The organism is Devosia beringensis (assembly GCF_014926585.1).
Lineage (GTDB): Bacteria > Pseudomonadota > Alphaproteobacteria > Rhizobiales > Devosiaceae > Devosia > Devosia beringensis.
In genome coordinates this window covers 2,296,089-2,312,554 of the sequence record NZ_CP045422.1, presented here as the reverse complement: position 1 = coordinate 2,312,554, position 16,466 = coordinate 2,296,089, and the positions used below count along the sequence as shown (strand labels likewise).

Annotated in this window: 11 protein-coding genes; 2 read left to right on the top strand and 9 right to left on the bottom strand. The window is 64.1% G+C overall.

Annotated elements, in window-relative coordinates:
* Positions 1-59: 59 nt before the first annotated feature.
* On the bottom strand, positions 60-2,525 hold the full coding sequence (locus GDR53_RS11315; RefSeq protein ID WP_193334606.1) for an acyl-CoA dehydrogenase: 2,466 nt from the start codon (positions 2,523-2,525) through the stop codon (positions 60-62).
* 333 nt (positions 2,526-2,858) lie between these two features.
* Here GDR53_RS11315 and GDR53_RS11310 point away from each other — a divergent pair, with 333 nt between their 5' ends.
* Together GDR53_RS11310 and GDR53_RS11305 are read left to right on the top strand one after the other, a co-directional pair.
* Positions 2,859-4,592, top strand: coding sequence for a long-chain-fatty-acid--CoA ligase (locus GDR53_RS11310; protein WP_193334605.1), 1,734 nt, complete (start codon positions 2,859-2,861; stop codon positions 4,590-4,592).
* Positions 4,589-4,981, top strand: a complete 393-nt coding sequence (locus GDR53_RS11305; RefSeq protein ID WP_193334604.1) for a MerR family DNA-binding protein — start codon at positions 4,589-4,591, stop codon at positions 4,979-4,981. Before GDR53_RS11310 ends, GDR53_RS11305 begins: the two co-directional genes overlap by 4 nt.
* On the opposite strand, the gene GDR53_RS19940 is transcribed toward GDR53_RS11305, so the two are convergent.
* The 8 genes from GDR53_RS19940 to GDR53_RS11265 form a co-directional block, all read right to left on the bottom strand.
* Complete coding sequence (locus GDR53_RS19940; RefSeq protein WP_193334603.1) at positions 4,978-5,271, bottom strand: UvrB/UvrC motif-containing protein; 294 nt, start codon at positions 5,269-5,271, stop codon at positions 4,978-4,980. The genes GDR53_RS11305 and GDR53_RS19940 overlap by 4 nt on opposite strands.
* A 173-nt stretch (positions 5,272-5,444) precedes the next feature.
* Positions 5,445-7,022: a cisplatin damage response ATP-dependent DNA ligase gene (locus GDR53_RS11295; protein ID WP_193334602.1), complete on the bottom strand. Its 1,578-nt coding sequence runs from the start codon at positions 7,020-7,022 to the stop codon at positions 5,445-5,447.
* Positions 7,019-8,023, bottom strand: coding sequence for a ligase-associated DNA damage response exonuclease (locus GDR53_RS11290; protein WP_193334601.1), 1,005 nt, complete (start codon positions 8,021-8,023; stop codon positions 7,019-7,021). The genes GDR53_RS11295 and GDR53_RS11290 overlap by 4 nt, the downstream gene beginning before the upstream one ends.
* 164 nt (positions 8,024-8,187) lie before the next feature.
* The gene (locus tag GDR53_RS11285; RefSeq protein ID WP_193334600.1) at positions 8,188-11,097 is read right to left on the bottom strand and encodes an insulinase family protein; all 2,910 of its coding nucleotides are present in this window, start codon (positions 11,095-11,097) and stop codon (positions 8,188-8,190) included.
* Between the two features lie 122 nt (positions 11,098-11,219).
* Complete coding sequence (locus tag GDR53_RS11280) at positions 11,220-12,194, bottom strand: aldo/keto reductase (protein ID WP_193334599.1); 975 nt, start codon at positions 12,192-12,194, stop codon at positions 11,220-11,222.
* 135 nt (positions 12,195-12,329) lie between these two features.
* Entirely contained in the window at positions 12,330-13,007 is a 678-nt protein-coding gene (locus tag GDR53_RS11275) for a GntR family transcriptional regulator (RefSeq protein WP_193334598.1), read from the bottom strand.
* A gap of 103 nt (positions 13,008-13,110) precedes the next feature.
* Positions 13,111-14,412, bottom strand: coding sequence for a Gfo/Idh/MocA family protein (locus GDR53_RS11270; protein ID WP_193334597.1), 1,302 nt, complete (start codon positions 14,410-14,412; stop codon positions 13,111-13,113).
* A 233-nt stretch (positions 14,413-14,645) separates the two neighbouring features.
* Positions 14,646-16,268 carry an ABC-F family ATP-binding cassette domain-containing protein gene (locus tag GDR53_RS11265; RefSeq protein ID WP_193334596.1) on the bottom strand — a complete coding sequence of 541 codons (1,623 nt, stop codon included), beginning with the start codon at positions 16,266-16,268 and terminating at the stop codon, positions 14,646-14,648.
* Positions 16,269-16,466 lie beyond the last annotated feature (198 nt).

Here is a 16,466-nt window from a genome sequence, read left to right as displayed (position 1 = left end):
GACGCAGGCTGAGCCTGCAACATTTCAAACCGGCCCTCGGGCTCGACCCGAGGGGCACGTTATTCCGCCGCCGCCTTGTGCTTTTCCGGCGCCAGCTCGTCGGCGGCAAAGTCGTCGACCTTGACCACCCGGTCGGTGGCCTCGTCGGCCGCCCGCATGATCCCGGCCTCATTGCCGGTCAGCACGCCCGCCGCCACCGCATCATCGATGGCGTCGCGATCCAGCCGCCGCTCGATCACGCCCTTGCGCGAAGCCTTGATGAACCGGCCCTCGATCTCTTCGGCCTCAGTCACCTTGATCAGCGCGTCCTCGAGCACCCCGGTCACGTCGCTGGGGTCCATCGAGACATAGAGCCCCGTGGTCAGCCGGTCGCGGAAGGCGCCCGGCTGCAGCACGTCGCGCACCAGGCGATAGTTCACCCGGTCGCTGGCCGGCCGCGCATGCCGCCCCAGCGGGAAGCACAGCACCCGCATCGCATTGGCCGCCAGGCCATTGGGGAAATTGGCGAAGACGGCGCCAAAGCTCTGCTCCATCGCCGCGATCCGGTCGGCCATGATCGCCTCGACCAGCGGCCGGTCCGCGGCAATCCGCCCCTCGTCCTCGAAGCGTCGCAGCGTCGCCGACATCAGGTAGAGATCGCCCAGGATATCGGCCATGCGGCCGCTCAGCTTCTGCTTGCGCTTGAGCTGTCCGCCCAGCAGCACCGTGGTCCAGTCCGCCGTCAGCGCGAAGGCCTGCGCATAGCGGTGCAGCTTGCGGTACCAGCCCGCCATCTCGTTTTCCACCGGCGTACTGGCAAAGGCGCCATTGCTGACCCCGTGCAGAAAGCTGGCGACGATATTGCGCAGCATGAATTTCGTGTGGCCGGCAAAGGCCAGGTCGAACTGGTCGATGCCCGCCTTCTTGTCCTTGTTCTGCGCCGCGGCGATTTCCTTGTAGAGGAAGGGATGCGCCCGCAGCACGCCCTGGGCAAAGGTCATCAGCGTGCGCGTCAGGATATTGGCGCCTTCCACCGTGATCGCCACCGGCGTCGCCATATAGCCGCCGAACAGATAATTGGTCGGCCCGTCCTGGATGGCGCGGCCGCCATGGATGTCGAAGCTGTCATCGACGCTGTCGCGCATCGCTTCGGTGGTGCGATACTTCAGCAGAGCGGAGATCACCGCCGGGCGCTGACCCTCATCCACCATCGAGGCGGTCAGCCGGCGTGAGGCCTCATAGGTATAGGCGCGCTTGACCATCTCGCCGAGCGGCTCGGCCACGCCCTCCATCAGCCCCACCGGAATGCCGAACTGCCGGCGCACCCTTGCATAGGCTGAGGTGACCCGCAGCGCCTGCTTGATCGAGGTCGTGCCGATGGCCGGCAGCGAAATGGCGCGCCCGGTCGACAGGCACTCCATCAGCATGCGCCAGCCCTGCCCGACATAGTCGGTGCCCCCGATCAGGAATTCCATCGGAATGAACACATCGGTGCCGCGCGTCGGCCCGTTCATGAAAGCCTGTCGTGCCGGGAAATGCCGGCGCCCGATTTCCACCCCGGGATGATCATGCGGCACCAAAGCCAGCGTAATGCCGATATCGCTGCCCTTGCCCAGGAGGTTTTCCGGGTCCTTGAGGATGAAGGCCAGACCCACCAGCGTGGCGATCGGCGCCAGCGTGATATAGCGCTTGTCCCAGCTCAGCTTGACCCCGAGCACGTCCTTGCCCTGATAGCTGCCCTTGGTGACGACGCCGATATCGCGCATGCCGCCGGCATCGGAACCCGAATGCACCCCGGTCAGGGCAAAGCAGGGCACTTCAAGGCCCTTGGCCAGCCGGCCGAGATACTTTTCCTTCTGTTCATGTGTGCCGTATTTTTCCAGCAGTTCGCCCGGTCCGAGCGAATTGGGCACCATCACGGTAATGCCGGCCGCCACCGAGCGGCTGGAGATCTTGGACACCACCATGGACTGCGCCTGCGCACCAAAGCCGAGCCCGCCATGCTCCTTGCCGATCAGCATGCCCAAAAAGCCGTGATCCTTGAGGAACTGCCAGACTTCGGGGCTGAGATCGGCGCGGTTGTTGCGCGTGTCCCAGTCATCGATCATGGCGCAGACCTGGTTGGTCGGGCCATCGAGAAAGGCCTGTTCCTCGGCGCTCAGCGTCAGCGGGCGAATGGCCGTCAGCTTGCTCCAGTCGGGGCGCCCGGAAAACAGCTCGGCATCCCAGCCGACGGTGCCGGCATCCAGCGCTTCCTGCTCGGTGCGGCTGACGCGCGGCAGGATCGATTTGACCGCGCCATAGATCGGGGTGATCAGCAGCGGCTTGCGGATGGCGACCACACTGAGCGCCAGCATGATGGCACCGATGAGCAGCAGCACCCAGCTGCCCGCGCCCAAACCATAGCGCATTCCGGCTTCTGTCAGGTCGATGCCCGACAGCAGGCCGATCAGAAGCGTCGCGACGCCCCACTGCCACAGCGGGCTTTCCCGCAGCGCCAGGGCGGCAAAGACCACAAGGCTGATCACGATAAGCACAAAGATCACGGCACGCCCTCCAAGGCGCTGCTCGTGCGGGTTCGCCGAGCAACTCACTCCCGAAACGTCAGACCGGTCGCCGAATCGTCCGGCTTGGTCATTGGGCCTGCCGCGTCGGGATCATAGCGCGCCCGGGCCTTCTTGTTGAGATCAGTTTAGCAAGGTTGACGTATACGTCAACTAGCAGCCGCATAGGTCGTTAGTCCGATGGCCGGGCGCCTGCCGGACGAGCCGCATCACGATGAAAAACCTCGGCACCCATTTGACGCTAACGTAAACCCATGGAATATTCCTCCATCAAGGGCAGCAAGCCCATGCCGAACATCGGCACCCGGAGGAAACATGGCAGCCAAGAAGTCCGACGCCCATCCGCGCCCCTGGATCGCCAGCTATCCCGACGGCATTGCCTGGGATGTCGAGCTCGACATCCGTCCGGTGCATGAGCAGGTGCTGGCTGCCTGCGCCCGAAACCCCGCTGCCGTGGCGCTCGATTTTCTCGGCGGCACCACCAGTTTTGGCGATCTGGCCAGCAAGATCATCGCCTTTGCCGGCGCCCTGCAGCGCCAGTTCGGCGTCACCAAGGGCAGCCGCGTTGCCCTGATGCTGCCCAATACGCCCTTCTACCCCATCGCCTATTACGCTGTGCTGCGCGCTGGTGGCACCGTGGTCAACTGCAACCCGCTCTATACCGTGCACGAGCTCAGCCACATCACCGCCAATGCCGGCGCTGACGTGATGGTCACGCTCGACCTGCAGCAGATTTTCGAAAAGGCCGAAAAGCTGGTCGAAGCCGGCCACGTCCAGTCGCTGGTGGTCTGCCACTTCCCCGACGCCCTGCCGCTGGTCAAGAAGCTGCTGTACACGGTGGTCAAGCGCAAGGATCTGGCCCGCCTCAAATCCTCCCCCATTGCCGACCGTATCAGCCACTTCGAGGACATGGTGCGGCGGGGCGAGCCGCCCACCCCTGTCGTCATCGACGCCAAGGCCGACATTGCCGTGCAGCAATATACCGGCGGCACCACCGGCATTCCCAAGGGCGCCCTGCTCACCCATGCCAATATCGCCGCCAATATGAGCCAGATCGACAAATGGGGCGATGGTCTGTTCTATCCGCCCTCCAAGGTGGTGGCCGTACTGCCCTTCTTCCACATCTTCGCCATGACGGTCTGCATGAACGTGCCGCTCTGCAATGGCACTCCGGTGATCATGCTGCCGCGGTTCGAGCTCAGGTCCCTGCTCAACCTGTTCACCCGCACCCGCGCCAATGTGCTGCCCGCCGTGCCCACATTGCTCAGCGCCATCGCCCGCGCCGACAGCGCCACGCGCGAACAGCTGGCGAGCCTTGAGGTTGCCATTTCCGGCGGCGCCGCTTTGCCCAACGAGGTCCGCAAGGCCGTCGCCGAAAAGTCCGCCGCCGTCCTCGCCGAGGGCTATGGCCTGACCGAAGCCTCCCCGGTGGTCTGCTGCGCCGCCTTGCGCAAGCCCGGCAAGCCCATGTCCATCGGCCTGCCGCTGCCCGGCACCGATATCCGCTTCGTCAATCTCGAGACCGGCGAGCCCGTTGGCATCGGCGAGGATGGCGAACTCCAGGTCAAGGGCGCCCAGGTCATGGCCGGCTATTACAACGACCCTGACGCCACGCGAGACGCCTTCATGCATGGCTGGCTGCGCACCGGCGATGTCGGCCATATGGATGAGGACGGCTATGTCTTCCTCGTTGACCGCATCAAGGACCTCATCATCTGCTCGGGCTTCAATGTCTATCCGCGCACCATCGAGGAGGCGCTGATGACCCATGGCGCCGTCGAGGAGACCAATGTCATCGGCGTGCCCGACGAGTATCGCGGCGAGGCCCCGGTCGCCTTCGTCAAGCTGCGCGCCGGGCACACCGCCAGCCAGACCGAACTCAAGGCCTATCTCACCGAGCGTCTCAACAAGATCGAAATGCCGCGTGAGATCATCTTCAAGGACGCCCTGCCCAAGACCCTGATCGGCAAGCTGAGCAAGAAGGAACTGCGCGCCGAATATACCGCGGCACACGCCGCCAAAGGCACGCCGCCGGAAACCGCGCCATGAACCGACCCGAAGCCGAGAACCGCGACCTCTTTGCCATTGCCGACCTCGCCAAGGAATTCGGCATCTCCACCCGCGCCATCCGCTTCTACGAAGCCAAGGGCCTGCTCGCCCCCGAGCGGGTTGGCGCCACCCGCATCTTCCGCCGCCGCGACCGCGCCCGGCTGATCCTGATCCTGCGCGGCAAGCGCCTGGGCTTTTCGCTGCGGGATATCTCGGACTATCTCAGCCTCTACGACGCCGACCGCAGCCAGCAGGTCAACCTGCTCACTGCCAAGGTCGACGAACGCCTCGCCTCGCTGGAACGCCAGCGCGACGACCTCGAAACCACCATCAACGAACTGCGCGAAATCCGCAAACTGGCGGACGAACCGCTGGTCAAGGCAGGTTAGCGCCCGGCCCGCGGCTTGACATTCTTGGTCATGAAATCGGGCTTTTTCGGCTTCACCCAGCCCTTGGGCGGCTGCCGCACCGGCACCTGCGTGCCCAGCCCCATCGCTCCCGGCGGCGGCTGGCCAACGGTGACGGTGTCCGGGTCGCCCTCCTGCAATGGCGCCTCGCCCTTGATCCGAGCAATTTCGTTGCGCAGCGCGGTCGCCTTCTCGAAATCCATCGCCTCGGCTGCGTCGGCCATCTGCCGGGTCAGCGCCACCAGCTTTTCATTGATCGATCGTGAAGACATCTCACCGAACTCCTAAAATCCACCATGTCATCCCGGCGAAGGCCGGGATCCATCCTGAGGCGCTTCAGTAGACCTCATCCTGAGCCCGTCGAAGGATGAGGTCGTGGCACGACCCAACCGCCCGACCTCGTGGTTCGACAGGCTCACCATGAGGTCTCAAGCACACGTCCAGACTAAGTCGCCCCGACAAACACGGCCATATCCGCCAGCGTCGCCGCTTCGGCCGCCGGCTTGTCCCACCTTATCCGGTTGATGCGCGGAAACCGCAAAGCCACGCCCGATTTGTGCCGCGTACTCTCCTGGGCGCTGTCGAAGGCGACCTCGAATACCAGCTCCTTTTTGACCTCGCGCACCGGCCCGAACGTGCCCAGCGTATGGCCCCTGATCCACTTGTCGAGCAGCTTGAGTTCCTCGTCGGTAAAGCCGAAATAGGCCTTGCCGATCGGCACGATCTCATTGCCCTTCCACACTCCGAATGTATAGTCCGAGTAAAAGCTGCTGCGCTTGCCATGCCCGCGCTGGGCATACATCAGCACCGCGTCCACCAGGTTCGGATCGCGCTTCCACTTGTACCAATAGCCCTTGGGGCGCCCCGGGACATAGGGCGCGCTTTTGAGCTTGATCATCACCCCTTCATGGCCATGCATGTCGGCGCCCTCCCGCCGCTGCCGGCCGAGGTCGCCCCAGTCGCTGAAGGGCAGGACACCGGACAGGTCCAGCCGGCTCTGTGGATTGGCGGCAAACCAGGCCTCGAGCCGCGCCCGCCGCTCCAGCCAGGGCAGGGTCCGCAGGTCATCATCGCCATCGAACAATATGTCATAGACCCGGATGAAGGCCGGGCTTTCCTTGAGGTGCTTGGCTGATGCCACCTTCTTGTTGAGCCGCTGCTGCAGGTCGTTGAACGAGCCGGGGGCGAAATCCCGGCCCACCAGCAATTCCCCGTCCAGCACCGCCCGCCCCGTTACGTTTTCCACGATATCGGGAAAGGCCGGCGCAATATCGTCGCCCGTGCGCGAGAACAGCGACACACTGCCGCCACCCACCACCAACTGCACCCTGATGCCGTCCCATTTCCACTCGGCGACATAGTCCGCCGGCGCAAAGTTCGAAAAATCCTTGGCCTCGTCGATCGGGTTGCTCAGCATCAGCGGATGAAACCGCGCTGACTGGTCGATATCGGGGCGACCGGCTCTCCCCTCCAACCAGGCGAAGAGATCGGTATAGGGCAGCTTGAGCCCATGCCAGACTTCCTCGATCGCCTGCAGCTCGATCCCGCTCATCTCCGCCAGCGTCGTCTTGGCCAGTCGCGCCGAGACGCCGATGCGCAACCCGCCGGTCGCCAGCTTCACCAGCGCCCAGCGCTCGTTAATTTCCGCCTGCGTCAGCAGCCCACCGATCAGCTTTGGCAGCGCGCTCTTGGACGTGGTGTTGAACAGCCCGATCAATTCGGTCAGCGAGGGCAGCTCGCCGGTCCCGCCGTGATGCGGCCAGATCAGCGCGATGGTCTCGCCCAGGTCCCCTACATAGTCATAGCTCATGGCAAACAGCGTCTCGTCGACCTCAGCCAGCACCGTCTGCTTGAGCAAAGCCGGCTTCACATTGCGGAAACTGAGCGCCCCGGTCAGCACCGCCAGCGCATAGCCGCGATCGGGGTCCGGGGTTTCACGAAAATACTGCGTCAGCGCCGCCAGCTTGCGCGTGCGCGAGGTCGTCAGCGCCAAGAGTTCCAGCAATTGCGCAAACCGCTTCATGCCGCGTCCTCCCCGCCATCATCCTCAAAGCCCTGCAGGTGCAGCGGCTCGGCCTGCAAGCCCTGCTGCTGGCACCAATAGACCAGCGCATCCTCGCGCCCATGCGTCACCCACACGGTGTCCGCCTCGGTCTCGCGCACCGTCTGCTGCAATTCGCTCCAGTCGCAATGGTCCGAAATCACCAGCGGCAGCTCCACCAGCGCCTGTCGTGCCCGCTGCTTGACGCTCATCCAGCCCGAGGCCTGGCAAACCACCGGATCGGGAAAGCGCCGACTCCAGCGGTCGCGGATCGCCGAGGGCGGCGCGATGACGATCTGCCCGGCAAAAACCGCCTTGGGCAGGTCCAGCGCCGGCCGCAGATCCCCCAGCGCCACGCCGAGTTCTTCATAGAGCGCGCACAGCTTGAGCATGGCGCCATGCAGATAGATCGGCTGGTCCCAGCCGGCGTCGCGCAGCAGCGCGATCACCCGCTGCGCCTTGCCCAGGGCGTAGCAGCCCACCAGATGGCTGCGCTCTGGATTGTCCGCCACCGATTTGAACAGCCGGGCAATCTCCAGCTGCGGATGCGGGTGCTGGAACACCGGCAGCCCGAACGTCGCCTCGGTGACCAGCAAGTCGCATTTGACCAGTTCATATTGCTGCGCCGTGCGGTCGGCCAGGCGCTTGTAGTCGCCCGTCACCACCACGCGCTGCCCGGCCTGCTCCACCAGCACCTGCGCCGAACCCAGGATATGACCGGCCGGAAACAGCGTGATGGTCACGTCATCGATCTGCAGCGGCACGCCGAAATCGAGCGGCTCGAAACGCCGCGCGCAGTCCGCGCCATAGCGCGTCTGCATGATGGCAATGGTGTCGGGCGTCGCCAGCACGCTGCCATGCCCCGATCGGGCATGGTCCGCATGGCCATGGGTCACGATCGCCCGCTCGCGCGGCACGCCGGGGTCGATATAGGCGTCAATTGCCTTGATATGCAGGTGTCGGTCGAGGATCGGACTGGCCATGACACTCCTAACGTCCACCCACTGGCAGTGGTTCACCGCACAATGCTATCGCGCAGCGCCAGCAGGTGTCAGGAGCCCTCATGATGAGCCTCTCGAACACAAGGCGTGGCGGGATGGTGCCATGGCCTCGTCCTTCAACAAGCTCAGGACGAGGTCTGCTCTCCTCACATCACCTTGGTCACATCCAGCAGACCCGGCCGCTGTTCATTGGCCTTGCTGATCGCGGCCTCGCCGCCCAGCACCACCACATGGCCCTGCCGCGCCACCGCATCCACGGCCTCGGCCATGGCCTTGAAATCGGCTGGCGTCGTTCCCAGGATCTCGTCACGCCGCTGCTGCCGAATCGCGTCCGTCGTGCCGGTCAGCTGCCGCCACATTGAGGAATAGCCCTTGGCGTCGGGAAATTCATAGCCATCGACATCCCCGATCACCCCGATGATCGAGCGTGTCAGGTCATTGTCCCCGATGGCGACGTGGAGGGCCTTGGCCGCCCCGTCATAAGCATCCAGCGTCTTGAGCAGGTTGGGATCGCGATAGGAGAGGAAGCTGAAATTGCCGCTCGTCAGGTCGAACCGGCTGGAGCCACCATAGGCCCCGCCCTGCACGCGGATCTTGTCCCAGAGATAGGTGGTGTTGAGGAACTTCAGTACCACGCTGGAGGCGCCGGTCAGTGTAAAGCCCAGCGTCTTGAGATTGGCGCCCTTGCCCACATAATTGACCTGGGCCGGAATGATCAGGCCTTCCGACTTCGGCGCAAACTGCACGCCCCAGTCGACCAGCGACGGACGGGCATCCGGCATTGTCGTGAGGAAGCCCTCGATCTCGCTTTTGGCCCGGCTCCATAGCGCCCCGTCAGCCGTGACATTGACCACCATGCGGCCGCGGTTGAACAGCGTGTCGCGAATGCGCGTCAGCACCGCCTCGACACTGTCCCAGTCGCTGTCGATCCGGCTCACCAGCCCGCGCAGGAACTGCAGATAACTGACCCCGCCCAGCTGTTCGGCAATCCAGCTGGCCTCGGTCAGGCTCGATTTGAGCCGTGTATCGACGATGGAATTGCCCGCCGGGATCATGCGCGCCTCAAAGCCCGCCTTTTCCTCCAGCGCCATCTGCCTGAACCGCTCGCGGTTATCGAGCCGCGCATCGAGCAGCACGTCGCCCATGATGGCCAGCATTTCGGTGATATTGTCCGGCACCGCCTTTCCCGACAGGAAGAACCAGGCCGCCGTGCCGGCATCGCCCTGGCGCGAGGAGAGGCCACGATGCTGGGCTACCCCGCCAGTGGCGCGACCAATGCGCTGCGTCAGCGACACAAAATCTTCCTTGCTCGTCCCGGTCTGTAGCAGCGCCCGGCCGAACAGCGGCAGATAGGGCAGCAGTTCCTTGTCCAGCACATGCAGATCAAAGCCCAGATCGAGGTACACAATCCCCAGCGTCGGCAGGTCATGGTAGAACAGCCTGGCATCGGCCAGCGTGCCGATCTCGATGGGCACCGTGCGGCTCTCGCGCGGCAGGTCGGCCAGAGTCAGCGTGGGGATTTTGGCCAGCAGCGCCGGATCGTCGACCTCTTCCTGCAGTGCCTTGAGGCGATCGGTCTCGGCCACGGTCGCGCTCAGCGCGTCGGCATCAAAGCCCTGGCGCACATCGGCCAGGATTTCGGCTTCCTTGGCCGCCTCGCGCGCCCCCTGCTCGGGGTCGGCCCGCAGGGTCACTGTGGTGCGGTGCATATTGTCGAGAAACAGCCGGTGGATTTCCTGGGCGAAATGGCCCTGCCCCGCCTTCTCCTTGAGCGCGGTCAGTGCCGTCTCGAAGGCCAGTGGCGCCAGCGGGTCGCCCTCATGCAGCCAGCTGCCCAGCGCATTGAACATATAGACCATGCCGCGCGGATAGGAGCCGGTATTGTTCTCGCGCAGCGAGAACTCGAACGTGTTGGCCGCTGCGGCCAACTGCTCGGGCGCAAAGCCGGTTTTGGCGATCTCGTCGAGCGTGGAGAGGATCAGCGCCTCTACCTTGGGCGCATCCGCCGGATCGAGTCCCTTCATGCCGAAGCTGGCCATCGGCTGGCGCAGCCCGCTGCCAATGCCGCCCCCGGTCATGCCCTCGCCCAGGCCGCTTTCCGTCAGCGCCTTGCGCAACGGCGCAGCGGGATTGCCGGCCAGCAGATAGCTCAGCATGCCATGGCTGAGCGCCTCGGTGCGGTCCGCCGGCGGATCGATCATCCAGTTGAGCGAAACCATGCCATGGCGCGCCTTGCCCGGCTCGATAGGGCCGGCATAGGTGGCTTCGATCTGGCGCGGCGCATTGAAGCGCGGCTGCAGCTTGACCTCGGCATCGACCGGCGCCCGCTCGAACTGGTTGAAATAGGCGTCAAGGATCGCCAGCCGTTCGCCGGCATCGTCATCGCCCGAAAAGAAGGCCCGCGTATTGGAGGGATGATAGAACTTGGCGTGAAAGTCGCGGAACTGCTTGTAGGTCAGGTCCGGGATCGCCTTGGGATCGCCACCCGAGCTCTTGCCATAGGTGACATCTGGATAAAGCGAGCGCTGCGCGATATCGCGCATCACCGCGTCGGGCGACGAAAACACGCCCTTCATCTCGTTGAACACCACGCCCTTGTAGACCAGCGGCGCCGCCGTGTCTTCGAGCTCGTAATGCCAGCCTTCCTGCAGGAAAGTCTCCTCGGTCAGCAGCGGAAAGAACACCGCGTCCAGATAGACATCGACGAGGTTGTAGAAGTCTTTCAGGTTCTGGCTGGCCACCGGATAGGCCGTCTTGTCCGGAAAGGTCATGGCATTGAGGAAGGTGTTGAGACTCCCCTTGATCAACTCGACGAACGGCTTCTTGACCGGATATTTGCGGCTGCCGCACAGCACCGAATGTTCCAGGATATGCGCAATGCCCGTCGAGTCCGTCGGCGGCGTCTTGAAGGTGATGCCGAACACCTTGTTCTCGTCGTCATTGACGAGGCTGAGCACCTCGGCCCCGGTCTTTTTGTGGCGGAACAGCTGCGCCTGCGAATTGGCCTCCGCAATGTGCTCGTCGCGGATCAGGTCGAAGGCTTCATGGTAGCTCATGGGGTACTCGGCAGGTTTTTCTTGTTGTCCCAACGTAAGGACGCGGGGCCCGAAGCGCTAGGGGGCGTCACGCTCTTGCGATGGACCGCTATGCTTCAGGCCGGCCGTAAAGCTCGCCTGCCCTAGACCCCGCCGCGAATCTCCGGCTTGACGTTCTTCTCGTACCAGGTCCCCAGCTGTCCCATCAGCGCAGGGAACAGGTTCCTCTGTTCGCTCGCCGCAACATTGTCGGCGATCTGCTCGGGCTTGCTGACCCCGGCAATGATGGTGCTCACCTGCGGATGGTCAAGGATCCAGCGCAGCGCGAACTGGCTCATCGCCATGCCGCTGGGCGCCAGGCCCTTGAGCTCGGTCACCAGTTCCACACCGCGGGAAAACTCGATGCCGGCAAAGGTCTCGCCCACCGAGAAGGCCTTGCCATCCGCATTGTAGTTGCGGTGATCGGTGACGTCGAACACGGTGTCCTTGTCATATTTGCCGCTGAGCAAGCCGCTGGCCAGCGGCAGCCGCACGATGATGCCCACATCCTTTTCCGCCGCCTTGGGTAGCAATTCCTGGGCTGCGTCCTGGCGTAACAGGTTGAAGATGATCTGCAGCGTGGCAAGGCCGGGCTGCTCGAGGCAGAGCATGCCCTCCTCGATGGTCTCGACGCTGGCGCCCCAGTGCTTGACCAGACCCTCGGCCTGAAAGTCATCCATCCACGCGAAGATATCGCCTGCCTGCAGCACCGCCGGGGGCACGCAATGCAGCTGAGCCAGATCGAGCGACGTTACACCCAGCCGTTCGGCCGAACCCTCGAGGCTTTTGCGCACGCCGTCCTTGGAATAATTGTCCGGAAACAGCCCGCCGCCGCGCCCCAATTTGGTCGCCACATGCACGCCCGGTCCCTTGGCATGGCTGCCGATGCGGCTTTCGCTCAGGCCACCGCCATAGACGTCCGCCGTGTCCCAGAAGCTGATGCCGGCCGCATTGGCCGCGTCGAGAATGGCCGTGGCCGTCTCGTCGCCCACCGGACCGAAATCCCCGCCCAGCTGCCAGCAGCCCAGCCCGATCTCGGAGACCGCGTAACCCGTCTTGCCCAATCGCCGTGTTTTCATTGTGCTGTCCTTGCTTGCTGGCGCAGCCGACCCGAGGGGCGGGCACGCGGGCGGGTTCGTCCCGCCGCTTGTTGGATAATGGTCTGGAGCGCCATGCGATCCACCGGCCACACAAGTCAGCCGGCGGGCAGCGCTCTATTCGAAATAATCGGGATGCTCGCTGATGGTCTGGCCGAGCAGGATTTCGGCCCGCGCCAGATGCGCCCGCATCGCCGCCTCGGCCCCGGCGACATCGCCCTCGGCCACGGCCCGGGCGATCACCACATGCTCGTCGATGGCCACGCGCGACGAGGATGTCCCCAGCGTCAGGTAGCGCACCCGGTCGAGCTGCATCTTGTGATCGTCGATCAGCTGCCACGCATATTCCACGCCCGCCAGCCGGGCCAGCGTGCGGTGAAACAGCTCGTCCAGCGTGTGGAAGCGCCGGCTGTCATTGGCCGCCGAGGCCATGTCCTGGTCGATGATCAGTGTCTTGAGCACGTCGGCGGCGTCGCCCGGATTGGCCGCCAGCCGCCGGATGATTTCCACCTCGATGGATTCGCGGATGAACCGGCTCTGCCGCACCCCTTCGGGCGAGATCTTCTTGACGACGGTTGCGCGCTTGGGCCGGATCAGCAGCAGGCCCTGCTGCGCCAGGCGGATGAAGGCCTCGCGCACCGGCTGGCGCGACACGCCATAGCGGCCGGCAATGTCGCTTTCCGAGATCACATCGCCCGGCTTGAGCGCCATGGTGACGATATCGTCCCGCAAAGCGCCGACCACGCGCATCGCCATGGTCTCCTCGGTCACGTCAAGCACCTTGGCAGACACCATAATTGTTACCCCTCCCGACCATGTGCCGGAATATCCGGGGAATGCTCCCCCGGATATGGTGCCTTCCACAGCTTTCTGGGGGCTTTTGCCCCCAGAGCGGCGGTTACAGCACGATGCCGGCTTCTGCCAGCATCTCGTCGACGAAAATGCGCTCGCCATTGCGGGCGATCGATTGATTGGCCGCGATCCCGGTCAGGATCGACCAGGCGCCGGCCACCTGGTCGGAAGCCCGGCCATATTTGTCCGCTTCCATATTGTCCGGATCGAACAGATAGCCCAGCATGATCGGGTCGGCGCCGCCATGGCTGCCCTTGCCGGTCCACACGTCGAGCTTCTGCGGCAAGCCGCCCGCCACATGCAGTTCGGTGAACATGGCCTCGGTTTCGTCGCGCTCGCGATGGCCGCCGGCAAACACGCCATGCACTTCGATATGCTTGTGCGTCAGCTCGCCCTTGGTGCCGTGGAATTTGACCTCGAGCCCTTCCCAGGGGGAATAGGCCACCAGCGTATAGTTCAGCGAGGCGCCCGAGGCATATTGCGCCTGCACCTGCATGGTGTCCTCGATGGTGATGTCATCGGCAAACACGCATTTGTCGCGCCAGTAGCCGTCATCTTCCTCGGCATCGAGATAGAGCGCCTTGAGCGCCTCGTCGGCTTCCAGGTCCATGCGGAATTCGCACTTCTCCGCCACCGGACAGGTATGGCAGCGCGGCCCATGGTCTTCCAGGCCCAGCTTGACCGCCATTTCCGGCGTGTAGAAATCGCGCTTGCCGATCGCCGTCACGCTTTTGGGCGTCGAGGCGACCCACCAGTTCAACAGGTCGAAGTGATGCGTGGACTTGTGCACCAGCAGCCCGCCCGACTTGTCCTTGTAGCGGTGCCAGCGGCGGAAATAGTCGGCGCCATGCACGCGGTCGAGATACCAGCGGAAGTCGACCGCCGTGATCTCACCGATCACCCCGCTGAGCAGGATGTCCTTGAGCTGGGTACGCGCCGGCGAATAGCGATAGTTGAAGGTCACGGTGACCTTCTTGCCGCTCGCCTTCTGCGCGTCCAGGATGCGCTTGAGCCGGGCCACATCGATGGTCATCGGCTTTTCGGTCATCACATTGCGACCTGCCTCGAGCGCCCGCACGATATATTCGTCATGCAGATAATCCGGCACCGTCACGATCACCGTGTCGGGGTCCTGCTCGCTGAGCATCTTGTCGAAATCTTCAGCCAGATAGGTGGCAATGCCATTGCCGGTCTTGTCGGGCACCTTGTCGGCCGACAGCGCCAGCCGGCTCTGGTTGACGTCGCACAGGGCGACCAGTTCGGCACTTTCGGCATGGGTAATGGCAACGGCGTCGCGGAACATCTGGTGCCGGCCGCCCGTGCCGACAATGGCGAATTTCTTGGTCATCTGCTGCTTGTAATCTTGCTGCTGGAAGAAGGCCGAACCGGCCGGTTACATCTTCCATACAAGATTTCCGGACGACCCGGTAGGGGCAAATCGCCCCAGCGAAGCAATTAGAGCAGGAAGGCCATGCGGGGCCGAGCCCGCCCGTGCTGCCCTGGCTCCTGCGCCCCCGCTCCCCGAGGGGAGAGGGCCGGGGTGAGGGGTTCAGCCTCTCGGCAGAAACGCCGAGACCAGTCCTAGCTTCTTAGCCCCGGCGCCTCCTGGCCCGTGCTCTGCACATATTCGGTATAGCCGCCGCCATAGACATGCACGCCTTCCGGCGTCAGCTCCAGCACCCGGTTGCTCAGGGCGGCGAGGAAATGCCGGTCATGGCTGACAAACAGCATCGTGCCCTCGAATTGGCTCAGCGCCTGAATCAGCATTTCCTTGGTCGCGATGTCGAGATGGTTGGTCGGCTCGTCGAGCACCAGAAAGTTCGGTGGATCAAACAGCATCAGCGCCATCACCAGCCGCGCCTTTTCCCCGCCCGACAGCACCCGGCACTTCTTTTCCATCTCGTCGCCCGAGAAGCCGAACGCCCCGGCCAGCGCCCGCAGCGGTCCCTGCCCGGCCTGCGGAAAGCTGTCTTCCAGCATCTGGAACACGGTGCGGTCGCCATCGAGCACATCCATGGCGTGCTGGGCGAAATAGCCCATTTTGACGCTCGCCCCGACATTGACCGTGCCGCTGTCAGGCGTGGAATCCCCCGCCACCAGCTTGAGCAGCGTCGATTTGCCCGCGCCATTGACCCCCATGATGCACCAGCGCTCGCGCCGCCGCACATGAAAGTCCAGCCCGTCATAAATGGTGCGGCTGCCATAGGCCTTGCCGACATTCTTGATCACCACCACGTCGTCGCCCGAACGCGGCGCCTGGCGGAACTCGAAGGCCACGGTCTGCCGGCGCTTGGGCGGCTCGACCTTGTCAATCTTGTCGAGCTTTTTCACCCGGCTCTGCACCTGGGCGGCATGGCTGGCCCGCGCCTTGAAGCGCGCGATAAAAGCCAGTTCCTTGGCCAGCATGGCCTGCTGCCGGTCGAACTGCGCCTGCTGGTTCTTTTCCCCGATCGCCCGCTGCTGCTGGTAGAATTCGTAATCGCCGGCATAGGTGGTCAGCGTGCCGCCATCGATCTCGACGATCTTGTTGACGATGCGGTTCATGAACTCGCGGTCATGGCTCGTCATCAAGAGCGCGCCGCTGTAGTTCTTGAGGAAGGCTTCCAGCCAGATCAGGCTTTCGAGGTCGAGATGGTTGCTCGGCTCGTCGAGCAGCAGTGCATCGGGCCGTGCCAGCAGGATCCGCGCCAGCGCCACCCGCATCTTCCAGCCGCCCGACAGCGCGCCGACATCGCCATCCATCATTTCCTGGCTAAAGCCCAGCCCGTCGAGCACTTCGCGCGCCCGCCCGTCGAGCGAATAGCCGTCCAGCTCCTCGAAGCGCCCCTGCACCTCGCCATAGCGCTCGATGATGGCGTCCATCTCGTCGGCCCGGTCCGGATCGCCCATGGCGGTTTCCAGTTCCCCCATCTCGGCCATCAGCTCGCTGACCGGCCCGGCCCCGTTCATGGTTTCGGCCACCACGCTGCGGCCCGTCATGTCGCCGACATCCTGGCTGAAATAGCCGATCTGGATGCCCTTATCGACCGAGACCTGGCCCTCATCGGGCTGCTCTTCGCCGGTGATCATGCGGAACAGCGTCGTCTTGCCGGCGCCATTGGGACCGACCAGGCCGATTTTTTCGCCCTTCTGCAGCGCCGCCGACGCCTCGATGAAGACGATCTGCTTGCCGTTCTGCTTGCCAATGCTCTCGAGACGAATCATGCTTGTACCGGACCTGCGCTGCTGGCCGCACGCCGCTGCGCGCGCCCCTTTGGCGCTGGGTTAAGCATCCACGGCGCGTCTGCGCAAGCGCCGCAAGCCCGCAAAGCTGTGGTTTGATCGCCGCGCCCCTGCCCGAATCGGCGGCGCGATGTGCTAACCAGCAGGCGCAATTGACCGCGATGGCGCTCCGACGAGCCA